We start from the raw sequence: 18,089 nt of genomic DNA on the forward strand, positions 1-18,089 counted from the left end.
CCCAGATGATGTACAGCCTAGCCCATCGACTGATAATAAACGTTAAACTGGTGACGAATTGACATAGACAATCAAAACGTGGCGACTAGAAAACCAGCCGCCACGTTGCATTCTTTATCGCTTCCGCTCTTTATTTCACCAATTTCATCACCGTCACGCCCAGCGGGGGAATAGTCAAACTCAATGACTGCTCCTTGCCGTGCAGGGGTTGGTCTTCGGTGGTGAGGGGAGAGGCGTTCAACAGGCCACTACCGTAGAATTCGGTGGCATCGGAGTTGAAAATCTCGCGGTACTGGCCCTTAACGGGTATACCAATGCGGTAGTTCTGGCGTGGTACCGGCGTCATGTTCAGTACCACAACTACTGTCTCCTCGGGGGTATCGCCGCGGCGGGCGTAGCTCAACACGCTGTTTTCGCGGTCGGTGGTGTCGATCCATTCAAAGCCGCTCGCCTCAAAGTTGCGCTGGTACAGGGCCGGTTCGGTGCGATAGAGCTTATTGAGGGCTTTCACGCAGGCCGCCATACCTTTGTGCGGGGCGTAGTCGAGCAGGTGCCAGTCCAGACTTTGGTCGAAATTCCACTCCGTTGTCTGACCAAATTCGCCACCCATAAACAACAGTTTCGTGCCGAAATGGGTGAACATATAGCCAAATAGTAGCCGCAGGTTGGCAAAACGCTGCCACTCGTCGCCCGGCATCTTGCTCACCAGCGAATGCTTGCCATAGACTACTTCGTCGTGGGAGAGGGGCAGACAGAAATTCTCCGAGAAACCGTATACTGTGCTGAATGTCAGCTCGTCCTGATGGTATTTGCGGTTGATGGGTTCACGCTCGAAATACCGGAGTGTATCGTTCATCCAGCCCATCATCCACTTCTGGCCAAAGCCCAGCCCGCCGGTAAATACGGGTCGCGACACACCCGGAAACGCCGTTGACTCCTCAGCAATGGTTTGCACGTCGGGGAAGTCGCGATAGACGGCTTCGTTGATTTCTTTGAAAAGCGAAATGGCATCGAGGTTTTCGCGGCCACCAAACATGTTAGGCTCCCACTCGCCCGCGTTCCGCGAATAGTCGAGGTAGAGCATCGACGCTACGGCGTCAACGCGCAGGCCATCGGCATGGCATCGGTCGAGCCAGAACAGGGCATTGCTGAGTAGAAACGAGCGCACTTCGGGCCGGCCGTAGTTGAAAATATACGATTTCCAGTCGGGGTGGTAGCCTTTGCGGGGGTCGGGGTGCTCATAGAGGTGCGATCCGTCGAACTCATAGAGGCCATTGGCGTCGCCGGGGAAGTGGGCGGGTACCCAGTCCAGAATCACGCCCACGCCCGCCTGGTGCAGTCGTTCCACCAGTTTCATGAAATCCTGCGGCGCACCAAAGCGGCTGCTCGGGGCGTAGTAGCCCGTTACCTGGTAGCCCCACGAGGGCGGGTAGGGGTAGTGCATCACGGGCATGAACTCCACGTGGGTGAAGCCCATATCCTGCACATACGGCACCAGGGCGTCGGCAATTTCGCCGTAGGTAAGCTCCCGCGTGGGGTCAGATGGGTCACGTTTCCACGACGACAAATGCACCTCGTAGATAGACTGTGGAGCATTCAGGGCGTTTTTGGCCCCCCGGTTAGCCATCCAGTCTCCGTCGTTCCATTCGTAGTAGGTATCCCAGACTTTGGTGGCGGTTTGGGGCGGCACTTCCCAGAAGTGGGCGTAGGGATCGCCTTTCTCCATTTCGCGGCCACCTTCATGCACAATAAAATACTTATAGGTCTGTCCGTTGCCGATGCCCGGAATAAAGGTTTCCCAAATCCCCGATGAATCCCAGCGGACGTTCATAGAAGAAGCTCCCCGGTTCCAGCCGTTGAAATCACCGATGACAGCAACGTACCTGGCCGAGGGTGCCCACACGGCAAAATAGGTGCCCTGCACGCCATTGTGTGTCACCACGTGCGAGCCGAATTTGTCGTAGAGTTTACCGTGTTTACCCTCGCGGAAGAGGTGGATATCCAGGTCGGAAAAGCGCGAATAGGCGCCGCCGAATTCGGTTCCGGGGGTAGATTCATAGGCCGTTTCGGGGGCGGCGGGTGGGGTTGGTTCGGTACTTGGGGTGGTGGCATCTGCCACATTAGTCGTCTTGCGCTTGGCCATACATCAATAAATACGTCTCGTAAACGAAACCGCGAAGTGGCCGGAAAGTTAGCAAAATAAAAAGCCCCGTTGTGGCGGGGCTTTTCATAGGGTACTCATTACACCTGTGCTCGTTTGGCGCAGCAGCCAGTGCCGCCGGTGCCTTTTTCGCACTGCTTTTCGCAGTTTTCGGTCCTGGCTTTCTCCTTATCCTTCTTGCTTTTCTTGGTATCACCCGCCTGCGCGGCTGTGGCTAATGTGGCAAGCAGGGCCAGACCCAATAGTGTTTGTTTCATAAGTAGCGGTCGGTTTGGTTCAGGCAGGTAAGCTACAAAAGTCAGGCCAGACTTATGACTTTATCTCCAGATCCCAGGTGATCTCGGCCGTAGGGCGCAGCTGAGCAGTTGCCGAGCAGTATTTGTTCATCGACAGGTCAATGGCGCGGCGCACTTTCGCCTCGTCAAGGTCGCCGGTTAATAGATAAGTAATGTGAATGGATTTGAAGGGAGCAGGGTTAGCACCGGCTTCGCGCTGACCATCTACTTTCAGGCGAAAATCGCGGATGACCTGTTTCTGTTTGTTCAGGATCACGATCACATCAATGGCGCTGCAACTGGCCAGGCCCATCAATAGCATTTCCATGGGCCGTGCGCCCGCATTATGACCCCCAATGGCCAGTGACCCATCAATGTCGAGCGTAACGCCCGATACGCCGGTGGCGGCGAAGTGGAAGGCGTCGTCGACCCGATTCAAATCAACGGTCATGGTGTCGTAAGTAGGTGTTACCGGGGCAGTTGTCATGGCAATTTGGGTGAAAGTGTGTATCTTCACTACTCGTTAGTTAGACAACAGCCATGTCTGAAAAAGTTTCCGGCGATTTATTTGACCTTAAAAACGACCCCCGGTTGAGCATGTATCTCTACCGGGCGGGGTTTGGCTGTTGGCTATTGTATATTATGGCCGGTGCGCCATTTCTGGGCATACTGCGCTATTACCGCACCGATCTGGGCATCCTGTGCTTTTTCATGATGGTAGCGGGGCTCTCAGCCTCAATGGTCTACGACTATTACCACAACGCCTCTCTCTACGAGCAGAAAAAGAAGTGGCTCGCCATTGGCTATGCCGTGCTGGCTGCGCTGATCTATTTCGTGGTGCTCGACCACGCCCCCGCCGAAGTGGTGCGCTGGCTGGCGCATTGAACCGGTAAATCACTGACATACAAATTTAAGACGTTCGCATACGAACCCCTTCGGTTGGCCGATAAAGCGAGTGACATGTCTATCTTAAGTTGACATATCCGTATAGCTTTGACTCATCTACTGAACGAACCTCTTAAACTGTTAACTTCAATGTCAACTGCATCTACTGCTTCATCCGCCCGTGCCAATGCCGAAGAATTACAGAATCTGCGCCTCTACCAACGCGAAGTAGGCCAACAATCTTTCCCGGTAGCTAACCTGGTGTTCCTGCAGTCAGAGACCAACTATACCTGGCTCTACTGGCAAGATGGCAAGCGAATGCTCATGCCCCGTACGCTGAAGTTTTACGAACCTAAACTGCCCAAACAGCATTTCTTCCGGCTGCATCGCAACTGCGTTGTCAACGCACGCTACATCGTTGCTATCGAGCGCGAACAGGGAGGCATTTTTGTGGTACTTACCACCGGCGAACGGCTCGCTATCTCGCGCCGCCGCTGGACTGCCGTGAAGCAGTTCATTCATCAGTATAAGTTGTCGATGGCCAACTAGTGAGCGATACGTTTAACGGCTATTGCCTGAATGGCAACGTTGGCTGACGCTGGAGTACCCATGCGTCAGCCAACGTTGCCATTCAGGCAATAGCCGTTAAACGTATCGCTCACTCTTTCAACACCTTCGTGATCTCATTCAGCCTGTCCATCTTGGCCTGAAAATCACCGGTGAGTTGCTGCCGGATGGCCGTCAGGTTGTCGAGGGTTTCCTGTAACGTATCGGGCAGCATGGCTTCCAGCACCTCGCGGAAGCGTTTGGCAAACGTAGGCGATTTGCCGTTGGTTGAAATGGCGATTTTCAGATCGCCTTTTTTTACCACCGAACTAAGGTAGAAATCGCAGAGTGCCGGGGTGTCGGCTACGTTCACCAGAATCTTGCGGGCTTTGCAATCGGCCTGCACCTGCCGGTTGACGGCCTTGTCGTTGGTACCGACAATAACCAGGTCGTTGCCCGTCAGAAGAGCCGGGTCATACGCCGCCTGTATTAGTTTCACCGACGGGTGCAAAGCGACCAGTTCATGAATTTCCGACCTGATCTCGGGGGCCACCAGCGTCACGGGTGCCTCGGGTGCATTGGCAAGCACAGCAGTAAGCTTCTCCAGCCCTACGTAGCCCCCACCCACAATGAGCGTGTGTAGCTGCTCTAGTTTAACGAAAATCGGGAAGAGAGTATTCATGCAAAACGGGGGGTTAAACATGCAAATCTGCTTGTTTAACCCCCCGTTTTGGTTTTGAGTTTTCGTTGTTTTAATTGTGCTGTTTGTTGTGGTCGGGATGACAGCAAACAGCACAATCAAAACAACGAAAACTCTAAAACTTAACCCCAACGTTTACGCCCAGTACCCGGCGTTGTGTGTTGGCACTGGCGTCTTTAAGTACGTTCTGGAAACCGTAATGATACACAAAATCAAAAAACAGCGGGCCGGCATCGAAACCAATATTAGCCAGGCCATTCAGCGTGGCATTGTTAAAGCCATTGTTGGTGATACCCACAATGTTGGCGTTTTGGCTTAATGGCAACGACAATTCGGCCCCTACCTGTAGCCGAACGCCCGAAATGCCCCGTTCCGACTGTGCTACCTTCACGCCGATATAGGCCGGTACATGAATGTATTGCTGGTCAACGTTGGCCGTGATGTCTTTCAGGCCATTTACCTTACCATCGCCGGGGCGATAAAACTGTGAGCTGGAAGTGAGGTATTCAGCCCCGATCTGTCCATACAGACGACCACCACCCCGGACGAAAAAGCCAAGCTGGTAGCCCAGCCGACCCGACACGTTGGCGGTGTCGATGGTCTCGCCCTGAAAACGGGTTGAGTTGCCACCGGCATAAATACCAAAGGTGAAGTTCTTGTAATTCTCGCGCCGCTCCTGTTTGCCCTGCTTCTGAAATGACTTCTGACCATCATCAAAACCCTCATCATAAGCCTTGCTCAGGTCATCGATGTTGTATTGCCTCGATGAGTTTCTGTTACGAAAATCATTGTCGTACTGTGAGTCGCGCTCTTCTCGGCGGCGCTGATCGCGGCGATTGTCGATTCGCTGGTCTACGTCATCGTTGCGGCGGTCATCACGACGCATCTGCCGGTCATTGCTGCGCATATCATTATACCGGCTGTCGTCATACCGGTTATCCATCCGGTTGTCATCATAGCGTTGCTGGGCTACGGCGGCAGTTGTCGCCATCAGCGACACGGCCATCAACGCTATGGCCCGAATTGAAGTTTTCATGAGTATCGTTGAGATAAAGAATGAGTAGTATGAAAAATCCCGTGGCAGTGCCGGGTATCTGGGCAACACCACGGGATGTACTGAATTCTGGCGGAGGCAGCGATTGCGCTACCCTGCCGTTAGAATTTGAAGCCTAGGCTGGCACTCAGGATGCGGCGCTGTGAACCGGCAAAACCAGTGTTCTGCTCAATCGCGTTCGAGAAGCCGTGGTGATAAGTCAGGTCAAGAAATACCGGACCGGCATCGAAACCAATCTGGCCAAGACCATTGAACGTGCCGCTCTTCAGTTGGAAATTGTTGAGGTTACCAAACTGATTGGCCGTTGAGCCGATCTGATTGGCGTACTCAAGACCTACCTGTACCCGTACTGCCGAAAGACCGCGGTCCGACTGTGTCAGTTTATAACCAATGTAAACGGGAACCTGAATGTATTTGATGTCGATCCTGTCTTTGATGCTGGTAGCAGTTGTGGTACCCGAACCAGGTGAGGTCGTAAAATAGTTAGAGCTTGACGCAAAGTACTCAGCCCCGATCTGACCGTACAGCCGGCCACCGCCCCGTACAAAAAAGCCCAGCTGATAACCCAACCGGCCAGTCAGGCCCGAAGCAGCCCCGTTGGCATCAAACGACTCACCCTTAAACCGGGTGGTGTTCAAACCTGCGTAGATGGCGTACGTGAAGTTTTTGTAGTCTTTGGTCATCCGCGGACTTGTTGTCGTCGTTGTTGCCGTCGAATACGTTGTGTTGGTACTTGTGGTGCCCGCGCTGTTGTAGTTGCCGGTGGTAGACGGTGTAGTCGTAGTAGCACCGTTGGCACCTGTTGTGGTGTTGTAGTTGTTCGTGCCTGATGGCGTCACCGACGTTGAGTTGTTATAAGTACCGTTGGTCGTGTTGCCGGTAGTGCCCATTGTGCTCGAACTATCCGATGATGATCCGGTAGGCTGCGTAGTGCTGCTCATGTCTGTGCTGGTAGTAGACGGCGTAGTGCTGCCCGTACTCATGCTGTTCATGCTACCGGTTCCTGTGCTATTCATGGTACCTGTGCCGTTCATGCTACCCGTACCGCTGGTACTGTTCATGCTACCGCTTCCAGTGGTGCCGTTCATGCTGCCCGTACTCATGCTACCCGACGTGCTTGTGCCGTTGGTGCTGCTGTTCGTGCCTGACGTGGCGTTCTGGCTGTTGTAGTTGTTCGTGTTCGAGTTGTTGTAGCTCGATGTGCTGGTCGTCGTCGACGACATTTTGGTCGTCTTTGCTTTGGTCTGACCTACGGCCACGCCGGCCGACAGGAGGCCGACGAGTAAAAATAACTTGTTCATGTTCATAACGTTTTATGTTGGACACTAAAAAAGGGTGTGACCGAAATCACACCCCATTAACCTATAGATTTATTAGAATGTTTTAGTTTTTTCGCCAAACCTTATACACGTTAATCAGCCCGTTTGTCGAACTATCATGGCTATTCACGGGCGTATCTGCCTCAAGCTCAGGCAAGATTTTGTTGGCTAGTTGCTTACCCAATTCCACGCCCCATTGGTCGAAACTAAAAATATTCCAAATTACGCCCTGCGTGAAAATCTTGTGTTCGTACATGGCAATGAGGCTGCCAAGCGTGTAGGGCGTGATCATTTTCAGCAGAATAGAGTTGGTAGGCCTATTGCCCGAAAAAGCTTTAAAAGGCGCAACCTGCGCGATTTCGGCATCCGATTTCCCGGCCTTCCGCAGCTCGTCGGCGGCTTCCTGTTCGGTTTTACCGTTCATTAGCGCCTCGGTCTGCGCAAAGAAATTAGACAGTAACATCCTGTGATGATCACCCATTGGCCGGTGGCTGATGGCCGGCGCGATGAAGTCGCAGGGAATGAGCTTGGTGCCCTGGTGAATGAGCTGATAGAACGCGTGCTGCCCATTGGTACCTGGCTCGCCCCAGATGATTGGGCCGGTCTGATAAGCTACCGGGTGGCCATCGCGGTCGACCGATTTGCCGTTGCTTTCCATGTCGCCCTGCTGAAAATAAGCCGCAAACCGGTGTAGGTACTGGTCGTAGGGCAGGATCGCTTCCGACTGGGCGCCGTAGAAATTATTGTACCAGATACCCAGCAGCGCCAGCGTGGCCGGGATGTTTTGGTCCAGTGGTGCCGTGCGGAAGTGATTATCCATGGCGTGACCTCCGGCCAGTAGCTCTTCGAAGTTGTCGAAGCCAATGTACAGGGCAATAGACAGACCAATGGCACTCCAAAGCGAATACCGGCCACCCACCCAGTCCCAAAAACCAAACATGTTCTCGGTATCGATCCCAAATTTCTCGACTTCGGCCTTGTTGGTCGAAAGGGCTGCAAAGTGCTTGGCTACGTCGTGCTGTGAGCCGCCGTTATCCAGAAACCACTGCCGGGCCGAGTTGGCGTTGGTCATGGTCTCCTGGGTGGTAAACGTCTTGGATGCTACCAAAAACAGCGTGGTTTCGGGGTTCACGAGTTGCAGCGTCTCGTAAATGTGTACGCCGTCTACGTTCGAAACAAAATGCACCTTCAGCTTATCAGAAGCATAGAACTTCAGCGCCTCTGTCACCATTACCGGTCCCAAGTCAGACCCGCCGATGCCAATGTTGACCACATCCGTAATGGCCTTGCCGCTGTAGCCTTTCCACTCACCCGACCGCACGCGTTCGGTGAACGATTTCATGCGGTCGAGCACAGCGTTTACACTGGGCATCACGTCGGCCCCGTCCACCAGCACGGGCGTGTTGGCGCGGTTGCGCAGTGCGGTGTGTAGCACAGCGCGGCCTTCGGTACCGTTGATTTTGTCGCCGGAAAACATTTTTTCGATAGCGTCTGTCAAACCCGCCTGTTCGGCTAGTTGGCGCAGCAGGGTCATGGTTTCGGCGGTAACGCGGTTCTTCGAAAAGTCGACCAGGATATCATCAAACCGGAGCGAAAACTGCTCGAAACGGTCAGGGTTTTGCGCAAACAGGTCGCGCATGTGCGTCGACTCGGTAGCCTCGAAATGGGCCTTCAGTTGGCCGTAGGCGGGTAGAGTTAAGAAAGCGTGGTTCGTCAGCATGATTGCATTCTAATGATTACGAAGCGGCGAAGTTAATCCAAACAGAGGTCGTTCACTTTATCGGGATCCATCACGAAGGTGTTGAGGTCAACGAAGCCGCGGATTCCGTGCACCCAGCCGCTTTTATTGTGCTGCCAGATATACAGTTTGTCGGCATCATACCGGTCCAGGTCTGACTTCGAATAGTCGGCTATCCAAAGCGGGTACACGTCGAAGTTAGGCTTGATAAAGCGCTTATAAAGACTGGGATTGGTGTATATGATGGGCCGAATGTTGTATTCGGCCTCAATAGCGTCGAGAAAAAGGTGCAGGTCGGCAATGATCTTGTCGTCGGCTACGCCATTGGTCACTTCAAAATCAAGCACGGGGGCCATGTCGCCGGATTTGAGCGACACACGTTTGATAAAGTTGGCCGCCTGCTTGAGGGGGTCGCGGGTAGGATGGTAGAAGTGATAGGCCCCCCGCCGTAAGCCCACCCGCTTTGCTTCACGCCAGTTTTTGGCAAAGGTTGGGTCGCCCAGGGTGGCTCCTTCGGTGGCTTTTATAAACGCAAACTGCATCCTGACGCCGCCCTCGTTCATGGCCACTACCCGGTCCCAGTTGATGTTTCTGTTATGGCGCGACACATCGAGACCATGCAGGGTGTAGCGTGTAGGGAACTTGATGCCGTACCCCTCCACAAACTGCCAGTGCATGGTGTCGGCGGCGGTCCGGCGGCTGGAACCGGTTATCCGCCAGATGAGGAACACCAGCAAAAAAAGGCCTGCGCCCAGCCAAATCAACCGTTTATACTGGCCGTAGATGAACCGGAGCAAGGTAAAGGTTTTCATAAATCAGTTCAACGGAAGAGGTCCGAAGGTTAGACACACTATGCTAAATCCGTCTAAATGGCGAATATGGCATAGCACGCGTAAACTTCGGACCTCGACCACTAAACGATGAACTACTTTTTAGTCCGACCCTTCCAGTTTCACCAGCTTGTTGTATAAGCCGAGAATAAGGATTGGAGCGGCCCACTGACCGATCAACAGGGCTTCGTGACGCTTGCCATTGGCAAAGCTAACTGCAGCGGTGGCTAATGCGCCAAGGCCCCCCCATAAGAAAATATCGGAAGGCAATTTGGCGGTTTGCTGTTCGATTGCCTCGGCTACCGGGCCTTCATCGTGCTGAGGATTCATGTTCTTTGGCATGACGTTGAGAATTTAATTGGTTACGTATGCCTAACGACGAGGGGCAGGAAAGGTTTAAAGCGGAGAGGCTAGAGACAAGAGTCAAGAAACAAGATGGTAAGTTCTAGTTTCCTGGTTTTACTCTCTCATCGCTTATTTCCTGACTCTTATCTCTTGGCTCTCTGCCTACTTATTCGGCTGGGGTGTCTTGCGCAGGTACGGCTTCACGAAGGTGACACCCTTAGGGAATTTTTCCTCCAACTGATCGTTCGGTACGGCAGCCGTCACGATCACATCCTCGCCTTCCTGCCAGTCGGCGGGGGTGGCGACCGAATAGTTGGCCGTTAGCTGCAATGAATCAATTACGCGCAGGATCTCGAAGAAATTGCGGCCCGTGCTGGCGGGGTAGGTTAAAGTCAGCTTTATTTTCTTGTCAGGACCAATAATAAACACCGACCGAACAGTAGCTTTTTCACTGGCGTTGGGGTGAATCATGTCGTAGAGCGTAGCCACCTCGCGGTTTTCGTCGGCAATGAGCGGGAAGTTTACCGTTGTGCTGTTTACCTCGTTAATGTCCTTCACCCATTCGTGGTGCTGGTCGAGCGGGTCAACGCTCACGGCAATTACTTTCACGCCCCGCTTGGTAAACTCGTCGCTGAGTTGCGCTGTGCGGCCCAGTTCGGTGGTGCAAACGGGCGTGAAATCGGCGGGGTGCGAAAAAATCATGCCCCACGAGTTGCCAAGCCATTCGTGGAAATGAATAGGGCCTTCGGTTGTGTTGGCTGTAAAGTCAGGGGCGATGTCGCCAAGGCGGAGTGACATAGGATGAAACGGTTTAATGTTTTTACTCGATTGACTAAATAGGGTAGTGTTAAAAACTGAAAGACCGGCTGTAGACCGGTCTTCTGTTTGTATCTGGATAACGAAAGGCTTCTGAAAAAGGGTTCCTCAGAAAGATGCCGGACGTCGCATATCCTCAATGAGCCGTAGTATCGGCCTTGGCGCGGAACTGAGGAGGGGCGGGAGGGCGAATGCCGCCTATTTTTTGTTGCATTTCGGGCTTTTTGGTTTGGTAGGTGGCCCATTGGTCGGAGGTCAGAATAAGGCGGAGCTTGTCTTCTTTCTCTTCATTATACATCATCATCGCATCTTTCATTTGCTGCGATGCCTCCGGGTTGGTACGCTTACCGTCGGTACCAACAATTTCTTTGATGGCCTCCTGTTGCAGCTTGGCGTATTCGTTGTTGAGGTTTTTTATGTCTTTGGCCTGCTCTTTGGTCATATCGGGCAGGATATCCTTCAACCACTTGGTTTCTTTGGCAGCCATATCACCGGCTACATTAGGAATAGAAGGCTTAAAATTAGCCTGCGGCTGATTCATGCCTCCGCCCATGCCGCCGTAGCCCCGGCCACCATAGCCACCTCCGTACCCCCCGCCATAGCCACCGTATTGGGCAGCGCAGGGCAGCGAAGCAAACAAAATCAGGACAAGTAAACTGAGCCGGGTCGTTTTCATGGAAACAGCGTTACGCGTTAGACCACGAAGTTCGGAAAAGTTGGTCTGTATAGCCAGTCTTCCGGGGGGCATAGCTAAAAAAACGGAGACCTATTGTGCCTTCGCTTTTACGATCAGTTGAACGGTTTTGGGCGTGGGCTCTTTCGTGAAATCAACTGTGCCGCCACTTTTCTTGTCGATAGTAGACAGGGCTATACCACAGGCGAAGGCAACGCCAGCTTCTTCGTCGGTCTGTTTCGCCTTAGACAGGTCCACAGTTATTGTGCCTAGTTCCATGGTGCTACTCGTTAGCGACACAATCTGCCAGCTAGAAGCATCGGCATCGGCATCGGTCAGGGTGAGTGTTTGGTTGTTGTTACTCAACGCCCACTTACCGTTTTTGGTGACCTTATTATCGACGTAAGTGTAGGTGCCGCCCGACAAAATGGTGATCAGGTTGTCGTCGCTGGCTAGCTGAACATTAGTGGGGGGAATCGTATACCGTTTGGCATCGGTCTGCACAAAAATTTCGGAAAAAGCCCATTTGCGGGCTAGTTGGGAAGGTACATCGGCGGGGGAGACGGCATCCGTTGATTTTTTGCAGTTGGCAAGAAAAAGCGAAACGAACAGTAAGGCAATCAGGGTGGACAGGCGGTTCATGATATGTAGTTTGGTTTGATTAACAAGCCAAACCTATCTGCCTTACAGCGAGTAAAGGTGACACCATTGAGCCACTGGTAACAATAGTTGATTTACCGGCAAATACACCTAAACAAATAAGGCAGCGAGGAAAACCATTCCGACGGATGATTTTCATCGCTGCCTTTACAAAGCAGTGTGACGGTAGTGTCTATACTAACTTTTCTTCCACAGCCATGCGCACCAGTTCGGCGGCGTTGCGCACCTGCAGGCGGCGCATCATGTTGGCGCGGTGGTTATCGACCGTGCGCACGCTGAGTTGCAGTTTTTCGGCAATAAGGCGGCTGCTGAGGCCTTCGATGAGGTAGCTCAGGATCTCCTTTTCTTTCTTCGACAGCTTCGAGCGGCGGGCTTTGCCGTTGGTGGCACCCGTATCCTTCCGCATCTGCTGCATGTAGCCGTTCAGGATAATCGTGGCTACGGGCGAGCTGAAGTACTTTTCACCGGTGGCAACGGTCTTAATGGCCTTCATCATCTCATCGCTCGACGAGTCTTTCAGGATGTAGCCAATGGCCCCCGATTCTACCGCCCGCAGGATGTAGTCTTCATTGTTATGCATCGACAGCATCAACACCTTCACCGACTTATAGAGCCGCGTGATATGCTGCGCCGTTTGGATTCCCGACATGCCAGGCAGCGAGATATCAAGCAGCACCACATCGGGGAGGCTGTTGTCTGTGTGATGGGCTTTCAATTTTTCCAAAGCCTCTTCGCCGTCGTTTGCTTCGTCGACAATCTGCAGGCCTTCGCCCTGCTCCAACAATAAACGGACACCATCGCGCACTATGGCGTGGTCGTCAACCAACATTAATTTTATCATAATCGTGAGTTAATTCTTGCGAATGATAGGGTATACTGACCTTGAGTTTAGTGCCTTTACCCGGCACGGAGGTTAATTTGAACGTTCCGTTTACCAATTTTACTCGTTCGTGCATGTTGTGCACGCCCTGTCCGTGTGGCTCTTTACTTAGCCGTTGGGTCTTGAAACCTACGCCATTGTCGGTAATGCTCAGGTGCAGGTAATGATCTTTTTCGAACAAATGAATGCCAATATGAGTGGCTTTGCCGTGCCGAATGGCATTGGTTAATGCTTCCTGCGTTACGCGATACAGCGTAATCTCAACAGGTTGAGCCAGCCGTTCGGCACCAGGGTCCATCAGCCAATGATCGGCCTCCAGCGTAACCATGCCCGGCGCTAACCGGTTATGCTGTTCTGCCAGAACGCGCAAGGCAGGCATAAGCCCAAAGTCACTCAACGCGCTGGGCATTAAATTGTTAGATATGGAGCGTGCTTCCTGAATTGTTTGCGTGATCAGGTTTTTGAGCACCGGCAAATTAGTGTCAGACACACCACTGTTAGCGAGCCGCACATCAAGCCCTTCCACCTGCAACTTAATAGCAGTCAGCATCTGTCCCAGGCCATCGTGCAGTTCACGCGACAACCGCTTGCGTTCTTCTTCCTGCCCCGCCACCAGATAAGCCGTGCGCGATTTCTGCTCATTGATCTGTAACTGAAATTGTTGCTTTGCCGACTCGACCAGTTGTTGCCGGGCTTTGTTCAGCGAACTGTTTACCGACGTGAGCTTGCGGTTGGCTTCTGTGGTACGCTGTTCGGCAGCCACTAGCTGGGCAACCGTAGCGCGCAGACGACGGGCGGCCGGGCGGTACACAAACCAGGCGATGGCGGCCAGTATGGCCAGGGTGAGTATATATAGGTATTGTTCAAACTGCTGAAGGCTGGCTAGCTTATGCCGCAACTCATGGTTAGACCGCTGCACAACGGCGTCAATTCGCTCCAGAAAGGGAGCATCGTTGGCCAGTACGAGTTGTAATCCCTGTTTCCCTACCGAAGAGCTTAATGACGAAGGGCCAGTAAGAGATACCAGCATACGGGTGCCTGCATCCAACCTGTTGAAATAGGGTTCAGCGGCTCGGTAAAGTTGCTGGATGGTGTCACTGATAGGCACTGATGGGCTGTTCTGGGAAAGAACACCTTTTTGGCCCCACACAAAGTGCTGGCGTATCTTGATTTCCAGTTGCCGGAGACTTTCTTGGGTAGCCTTGAACGCATCCAGGTCACGCTGCTCGTGCAACAGAAGGGCTTTTTTGGCTATTTGCTGGCTTTGGTGACGTTGCAGTGCCGTATTGCGGATAAGCAGGATTTCGTCCTGGAACTTATCAAACTGCCACTGCGTAATGAGTTGACCAACGGTCAGCAATACAGCTAGTCCGAGCAGAGTGGCTACGTATAACCGGGTGAGCCGAAGCGGCCCTGTTGTTGAGGAAGCCACGGATGGATTGATAAATTGTCGTTGAGTTGGATTTGGTACGTTAGTGTATTAATTGCTTACGTTCCAGTAAAACTAACGAAGTTTGTAGATTTACTTGTCTATTGTCTAAAAAACTTACTTAAGTATGCAACGTTTGATCCCTCTCTTTTGTCTGCTCAGCGTCGGTTTACTTAGCTTCCGGCCCATCACCCCTGGCGTGGTCAACACCTCTGCAGACCCTGTAAAGCTTTCCTGGGAGTCATTGCGCGATGTTACGTTCAAAAAGAAATGGTACGCTGAAGAATCAGTGTATATGCTGTATCCCACTTTTGGGCAGTCGGTACAAAAGCTTAGTGGTAAACCCGTTGAACTAACCGGTTACGTACTTCCCGTAGATCTGGAATCAAATGTGTACGTACTATCGGCGTTTCCGTTTTCGGCCTGTTTCTTCTGCGGTGGCGCCGGGCCTGAATCAGCAGTGTCGTTGAAGTTCAAGAAGCCGGGCAGGAAGTTCAAAACCGACGAGCGCCGCACCTTCCGGGGCACGCTCAAGCTGAACGCCGACAATATCTACGAGCTAAACTACATCCTGGCCGACGCCGAGATGCTTGATACGCAGTAGTAATTTTGGAAGCCGGGCGCTAGATGCTGTCTATCAATTAGTTGGTTGGATATCCAGCATTCAACGGCCAAAATCCGGCGTCTTTTTCAGCTTACCGCTTGACAGACGTGCCGAAAAAGCCCATCTTTGCAACCGCAATGGGGGATTAGCTCAGCTGGCTAGAGCGCTTGCATGGCATGCAAGAGGTCATCGGTTCGACTCCGATATTCTCCACCCTTCATTGTAAAAGGCCCCATCTGATTCAGATGGGGCCTTTTTGGTTTCAGAATGGCCGCAACGCTTTCACAAACCGGCCTTTGAAATAAGTGGAGTAGAGATTGTCTTCGCGGACACCGCGGGATGAGGAGGCGTGAATGAACCGGATGTCGTTGGGGCCGCGTACTTCTGTGACGATGGCGGCGTGGGAGACGTAGCCTTCTTTACCTGATTCGGGCACGAAAAAGACCAGATCGCCCGGCCGGATCTCTTCCACTTCCACCTCATGCCCCACCTCCGACTGCTGCCATGAGATGCGGGGCATTTTGAGACCCACCGACGAAAACGCGGCACAAATTAGCCCCGAGCAATCAATGCCGTCGTAGGTATTACCGCCCGATACATAGGGGGTTCCGGTATAGGTGCGGGCCTGGTTGATCACCTCGCTCGCATACTGACTGACGTACACATTCGAGTTAACCACCTTCAACGCACTGGCCGTTTTGGTATTGGTGCCGGTTCGGCCACTTGTCCGGCTGGCTGTGGGGCGGCTGACGGTGGTTCGCTTCACGGCGTTACCACCGGTTGGAGCTACGAATTTAGACGGAGCGCACGAGGCGCCGAAGATAATGAAGCTTGCCATCAGGCAGACCTGGATGAGTGGCGTGCGAACGGGATGCCGTTGCATAGGCGATGAGGTAGGTGGGGTACTGGAAGTAACTGACTAGGCTTTGTACTGCAACCTATCCAATTTTCATGGTTAACGCAATACGTTTACGGTTGGTATCTACCTCCAGCACTTTCACCTGAACGGTTTGCTGCACCCGCACTACCTGATTAGGGTCCGAAATGTAGCGGTCGGCCATCTGCGACACGTGAACGAGGCCGTCCTGCTTCACGCCAACGTCCACAAAGGCACCGAAGGCAGTAATGTTGGTCACTACCCCACTCAGCACCATACCCTCGTGGAGGTCGGTGATGGTTTGCACGCGTTTGTCGTACTCAAAAACGGTCAGGGTCTCGCGCGGGTCGCGGCCAGGCTTGGCAAGTTCGGCCAGGATGTCGGTGAGGGTAGGCAGGCCAACCGATGCAGAGACGTAGCGTTCGGGCTTGATTTGCTGGCGCAGGTGCGGCTGCTGCATCAGGTCGGCCACGGTACAGCCCAGGTCGGCGGCTATTTTGGCTACCAGTTCGTAGCGTTCCGGGTGTACCGCCGAATTGTCGAGCGGATTTGACGGCGACGAAATACGCAGGAAACCCGCCGCCTGTTCATAGGCTTTCGGCCCCAGGCGAGGCACTTTTTTCAATTGCTCCCGCGAGGCAAACGCCCCGTGCTGTGCCCGGTAGTCGACCACGTTTTTAGCCAGTTGCGGTCCCAGCCCTGATACGTACTGCAGCAACGATGCACTGGCGGTGTTGAGCGAGACGCCCACCTGGTTCACGCAGCTTTCTACCACGTCGTCGAGGCTCTTTTTCAGGTCGTTCTGATCTACGTCGTGCTGATACTGCCCCACGCCGATTGATTTTGGGTCGATCTTAACCAATTCCGCCAGTGGGTCCATCAGTCGGCGACCAATGCTGACGGCTCCGCGCACGGTCACGTCTTTGTCGGGAAACTCCTGTCGCGCCACCTCCGAAGCCGAATAGATCGACGCGCCCTGTTCACTCACCATCAGCGTGGGAATGCCGAGACTGAGGCTCTGGATGAACGCCTCTGTTTCGCGACCAGCAGTACCGTTGCCAATGGCTATGGCCTCAATCTTATATTGCTTTACCAGTGCGTGTACGGTTTGGGCGGCGCGTTGTTTTTCGCCTTCCGACGCAAACAGGTTCAGGACTGTATGGGTCTGCAAATGGCCCTGCGCGTCCAGACAAACCGTTTTGCAGCCGGTGCGGTAGCCGGGGTCAATGGCCATCACGCGCTTTTGTCCCAACGGCGAACTGAGCAGCAACTGCCGGAGGTTGCCCGCGAAAATGCGGATAGCTTCCTGATCGGCTTTTTCTTTAGAGAGGGCCGCAAATTCGGTTTCCAGGGCGGGCCGGAGCAGCCGTTTGTAGCTGTCCTTGATAGCGAGGCTCATCTGATCCTGACTGGCCACCGTAGCAGCCGCGTAGTTCAGGCCCAGAAACTGCCGGTCGAGTCGTTCCAGCGCGGCGGCTTCGTCAGGGGCGATACCCACGTTCAGTATGCCTTCGGCCTCACCCCGGCGCAGGGCCAGCAGGCGGTGCGAGGGCACCTTCCGGAGCGGTTCGGCAAAATCGAAGTAGTCTTTGTATTTCTGGCCTTCGGTTTCCTTGCCCTTCTTCACCACCGACCGCACGATGGCTTCCCGCTCGAACAACAGGCGGATGCGTTGCCGGGCGTCGGCGTTGTCGCTGATGCGTTCGGCAATGATGTCGCGGGCACCCTGCAGCGCGTCGGCGATGGTGAGGGGAGCCTGCCCCGCCCCGGCGGCGGACAGATGGCGGCGGGCTGTTTGTTCGGGATTAGGATCGCGGAGGCTGAAAATACGGTCGGCGAGGGGTTCCAGTCCACGTTCAATAGCCAGCATAGCGCGGGTTTTGCGCTTCTGTTTATAGGGTAGATACAGATCTTCTAACTCGGCAAGACTGCTGGCCGATGTGAGCTGGCGGCGCAGTTCAGGCGTAAGTTTACCCTGCTCAGCAATGCTGTTTAGGATGGCTTCACGGCGTTTGTCGAGGGCTTGCAGGGCCACGGCCAGATCACGAATGGCGGCAATCTGTACTTCATCCAGCCCGCCGGTGGCTTCTTTGCGATAGCGGGCCATGAAGGGAACAGTGGCCCCTTCGTCGATGAGTTGGAGGGTATTGGCAACAAACCGCCCGGACAAATTCAGGCGGTTGGCAATGGTAGTTTCGTAGAGGTGAGGCATTAAAAAAGTGTACTGTTTTCAGTTTGCCGTTTTCAGTTGCGTTTCGGCCTATTAGCTGACGGGTAGGTTTACATGCTTGATAGAG

19 protein-coding genes and 1 tRNA gene are annotated in these 18,089 nt (G+C 53.5%); 4 read left to right on the forward strand and 16 right to left on the reverse strand.

Translation table 11 applies throughout. The features are described from left to right. Positions 1-130 precede the first annotated feature (130 nt). The 3 genes from glgB to J2I47_RS18760 all read right to left on the reverse strand — a co-directional run bounded on the left by glgB (position 131) and on the right by J2I47_RS18760 (position 2,923). Positions 131-2,143 carry a 1,4-alpha-glucan branching protein GlgB gene (glgB, locus tag J2I47_RS18750; RefSeq protein ID WP_207366138.1) on the reverse strand — a complete coding sequence of 671 codons (2,013 nt, stop codon included), beginning with the start codon at positions 2,141-2,143 and terminating at the stop codon, positions 131-133. Between the two features lie 98 nt (positions 2,144-2,241). Next, positions 2,242-2,418 (reverse strand): hypothetical protein, encoded by a 177-nt coding sequence (locus J2I47_RS18755; RefSeq protein WP_207366139.1) that lies wholly within the window; start codon positions 2,416-2,418, stop codon positions 2,242-2,244. A gap of 52 nt (positions 2,419-2,470) precedes the next feature. Then, complete coding sequence (locus J2I47_RS18760) at positions 2,471-2,923, reverse strand: OsmC family protein (RefSeq protein ID WP_229374757.1); 453 nt, start codon at positions 2,921-2,923, stop codon at positions 2,471-2,473. A 53-nt stretch (positions 2,924-2,976) separates the two neighbouring features. Between J2I47_RS18760 and J2I47_RS18765 the strand changes: the two genes are divergently transcribed. Continuing rightward, positions 2,977-3,321: a hypothetical protein gene (locus J2I47_RS18765; protein ID WP_207366140.1), complete on the forward strand. Its 345-nt coding sequence runs from the start codon at positions 2,977-2,979 to the stop codon at positions 3,319-3,321. Between the two features lie 150 nt (positions 3,322-3,471). Continuing rightward, positions 3,472-3,870 (forward strand): LytR/AlgR family response regulator transcription factor, encoded by a 399-nt coding sequence (locus tag J2I47_RS18770; protein ID WP_207366141.1) that lies wholly within the window; start codon positions 3,472-3,474, stop codon positions 3,868-3,870. A 109-nt stretch (positions 3,871-3,979) separates the two neighbouring features. Here J2I47_RS18770 and J2I47_RS18775 read toward each other — a convergent pair whose 3' ends face one another. The 11 genes from J2I47_RS18775 to J2I47_RS18825 form a co-directional block, all read right to left on the reverse strand. Beyond that, positions 3,980-4,549 (reverse strand): precorrin-2 dehydrogenase/sirohydrochlorin ferrochelatase family protein, encoded by a 570-nt coding sequence (locus J2I47_RS18775; RefSeq protein ID WP_207366142.1) that lies wholly within the window; start codon positions 4,547-4,549, stop codon positions 3,980-3,982. A 133-nt stretch (positions 4,550-4,682) separates the two neighbouring features. Then, complete coding sequence (locus J2I47_RS18780; protein ID WP_207366143.1) at positions 4,683-5,603, reverse strand: hypothetical protein; 921 nt, start codon at positions 5,601-5,603, stop codon at positions 4,683-4,685. A gap of 119 nt (positions 5,604-5,722) precedes the next feature. Beyond that, positions 5,723-6,922: a PorT family protein gene (locus J2I47_RS18785; protein WP_229374759.1), complete on the reverse strand. Its 1,200-nt coding sequence runs from the start codon at positions 6,920-6,922 to the stop codon at positions 5,723-5,725. An 82-nt stretch (positions 6,923-7,004) separates the two neighbouring features. Then, the gene (gene pgi, locus J2I47_RS18790) at positions 7,005-8,660 is read right to left on the reverse strand and encodes a glucose-6-phosphate isomerase (RefSeq protein WP_207366144.1); all 1,656 of its coding nucleotides are present in this window, start codon (positions 8,658-8,660) and stop codon (positions 7,005-7,007) included. Between the two features lie 32 nt (positions 8,661-8,692). After that, entirely contained in the window at positions 8,693-9,490 is a 798-nt protein-coding gene (locus J2I47_RS18795; protein WP_207366145.1) for a glycoside hydrolase family 25 protein, read from the reverse strand. Between the two features lie 120 nt (positions 9,491-9,610). Then, positions 9,611-9,850, reverse strand: coding sequence for a hypothetical protein (locus tag J2I47_RS18800; protein ID WP_207366146.1), 240 nt, complete (start codon positions 9,848-9,850; stop codon positions 9,611-9,613). Between the two features lie 165 nt (positions 9,851-10,015). After that, the gene (locus tag J2I47_RS18805; RefSeq protein WP_207366147.1) at positions 10,016-10,651 is read right to left on the reverse strand and encodes a peroxiredoxin; all 636 of its coding nucleotides are present in this window, start codon (positions 10,649-10,651) and stop codon (positions 10,016-10,018) included. Positions 10,652-10,805: 154 nt separating this feature from the next. Next, positions 10,806-11,345, reverse strand: a complete 540-nt coding sequence (locus tag J2I47_RS18810; protein ID WP_207366148.1) for a hypothetical protein — start codon at positions 11,343-11,345, stop codon at positions 10,806-10,808. 90 nt (positions 11,346-11,435) lie between these two features. Next, a complete protein-coding gene (locus J2I47_RS18815; RefSeq protein WP_207366149.1) occupies positions 11,436-11,984 on the reverse strand; it encodes a lipocalin family protein in 549 nt (182 codons plus the stop codon). Between the two features lie 190 nt (positions 11,985-12,174). Further along, positions 12,175-12,843, reverse strand: coding sequence for a response regulator transcription factor (locus tag J2I47_RS18820; RefSeq protein ID WP_510186177.1), 669 nt, complete (start codon positions 12,841-12,843; stop codon positions 12,175-12,177). Then, the gene (locus J2I47_RS18825; protein ID WP_310587692.1) at positions 12,821-14,314 is read right to left on the reverse strand and encodes a sensor histidine kinase; all 1,494 of its coding nucleotides are present in this window, start codon (positions 14,312-14,314) and stop codon (positions 12,821-12,823) included. Before J2I47_RS18825 ends, J2I47_RS18820 begins: the two co-directional genes overlap by 23 nt. Before the next feature lie 124 nt (positions 14,315-14,438). On the opposite strand from J2I47_RS18825, the gene J2I47_RS18830 reads away from it, so the two are divergent. Further along, positions 14,439-14,915: a DUF3299 domain-containing protein gene (locus J2I47_RS18830; protein WP_207366150.1), complete on the forward strand. Its 477-nt coding sequence runs from the start codon at positions 14,439-14,441 to the stop codon at positions 14,913-14,915. A 139-nt stretch (positions 14,916-15,054) separates the two neighbouring features. Continuing rightward, a tRNA-Ala gene (locus J2I47_RS18835) sits at positions 15,055-15,128 on the forward strand. Between the two features lie 49 nt (positions 15,129-15,177). On the opposite strand, the gene J2I47_RS18840 is transcribed toward J2I47_RS18835, so the two are convergent. After that, entirely contained in the window at positions 15,178-15,798 is a 621-nt protein-coding gene (locus J2I47_RS18840) for a C40 family peptidase (protein WP_229374761.1), read from the reverse strand. 55 nt (positions 15,799-15,853) lie between these two features. Next, positions 15,854-18,004 carry a Tex family protein gene (locus J2I47_RS18845; protein WP_207366151.1) on the reverse strand — a complete coding sequence of 717 codons (2,151 nt, stop codon included), beginning with the start codon at positions 18,002-18,004 and terminating at the stop codon, positions 15,854-15,856. Positions 18,005-18,089: the final 85 nt, after the last annotated feature.

It is taken from the genome of Fibrella rubiginis (assembly GCF_017353185.1).
Classification (GTDB): Bacteria; Bacteroidota; Bacteroidia; order Cytophagales; family Spirosomataceae; genus Fibrella; species Fibrella rubiginis.

Coding starts and splice junctions, on each gene's coding strand:
- glgB (WP_207366138.1), bottom strand. CDS start 2,143: ATGGCCAAGCGCAAGACGACTAATGTGGCAGATGCCACCACCCCAAGT.
- J2I47_RS18755 (WP_207366139.1), bottom strand. CDS start 2,418: ATGAAACAAACACTATTGGGTCTGGCCCTGCTTGCCACATTAGCCACA.
- J2I47_RS18760 (WP_229374757.1), bottom strand. CDS start 2,923: ATGACAACTGCCCCGGTAACACCTACTTACGACACCATGACCGTTGAT.
- J2I47_RS18765 (WP_207366140.1), top strand. CDS start 2,977: ATGTCTGAAAAAGTTTCCGGCGATTTATTTGACCTTAAAAACGACCCC.
- J2I47_RS18770 (WP_207366141.1), top strand. CDS start 3,472: ATGTCAACTGCATCTACTGCTTCATCCGCCCGTGCCAATGCCGAAGAA.
- J2I47_RS18775 (WP_207366142.1), bottom strand. CDS start 4,549: ATGAATACTCTCTTCCCGATTTTCGTTAAACTAGAGCAGCTACACACG.
- J2I47_RS18780 (WP_207366143.1), bottom strand. CDS start 5,603: ATGAAAACTTCAATTCGGGCCATAGCGTTGATGGCCGTGTCGCTGATG.
- J2I47_RS18785 (WP_229374759.1), bottom strand. CDS start 6,922: ATGAACAAGTTATTTTTACTCGTCGGCCTCCTGTCGGCCGGCGTGGCC.
- pgi (WP_207366144.1), bottom strand. CDS start 8,660: ATGCTGACGAACCACGCTTTCTTAACTCTACCCGCCTACGGCCAACTG.
- J2I47_RS18795 (WP_207366145.1), bottom strand. CDS start 9,490: ATGAAAACCTTTACCTTGCTCCGGTTCATCTACGGCCAGTATAAACGG.
- J2I47_RS18800 (WP_207366146.1), bottom strand. CDS start 9,850: ATGCCAAAGAACATGAATCCTCAGCACGATGAAGGCCCGGTAGCCGAG.
- J2I47_RS18805 (WP_207366147.1), bottom strand. CDS start 10,651: ATGTCACTCCGCCTTGGCGACATCGCCCCTGACTTTACAGCCAACACA.
- J2I47_RS18810 (WP_207366148.1), bottom strand. CDS start 11,345: ATGAAAACGACCCGGCTCAGTTTACTTGTCCTGATTTTGTTTGCTTCG.
- J2I47_RS18815 (WP_207366149.1), bottom strand. CDS start 11,984: ATGAACCGCCTGTCCACCCTGATTGCCTTACTGTTCGTTTCGCTTTTT.
- J2I47_RS18820 (WP_510186177.1), bottom strand. CDS start 12,843: ATGATAAAATTAATGTTGGTTGACGACCACGCCATAGTGCGCGATGGT.
- J2I47_RS18830 (WP_207366150.1), top strand. CDS start 14,439: ATGCAACGTTTGATCCCTCTCTTTTGTCTGCTCAGCGTCGGTTTACTT.
- J2I47_RS18840 (WP_229374761.1), bottom strand. CDS start 15,798: ATGCAACGGCATCCCGTTCGCACGCCACTCATCCAGGTCTGCCTGATG.
- J2I47_RS18845 (WP_207366151.1), bottom strand. CDS start 18,004: ATGCCTCACCTCTACGAAACTACCATTGCCAACCGCCTGAATTTGTCC.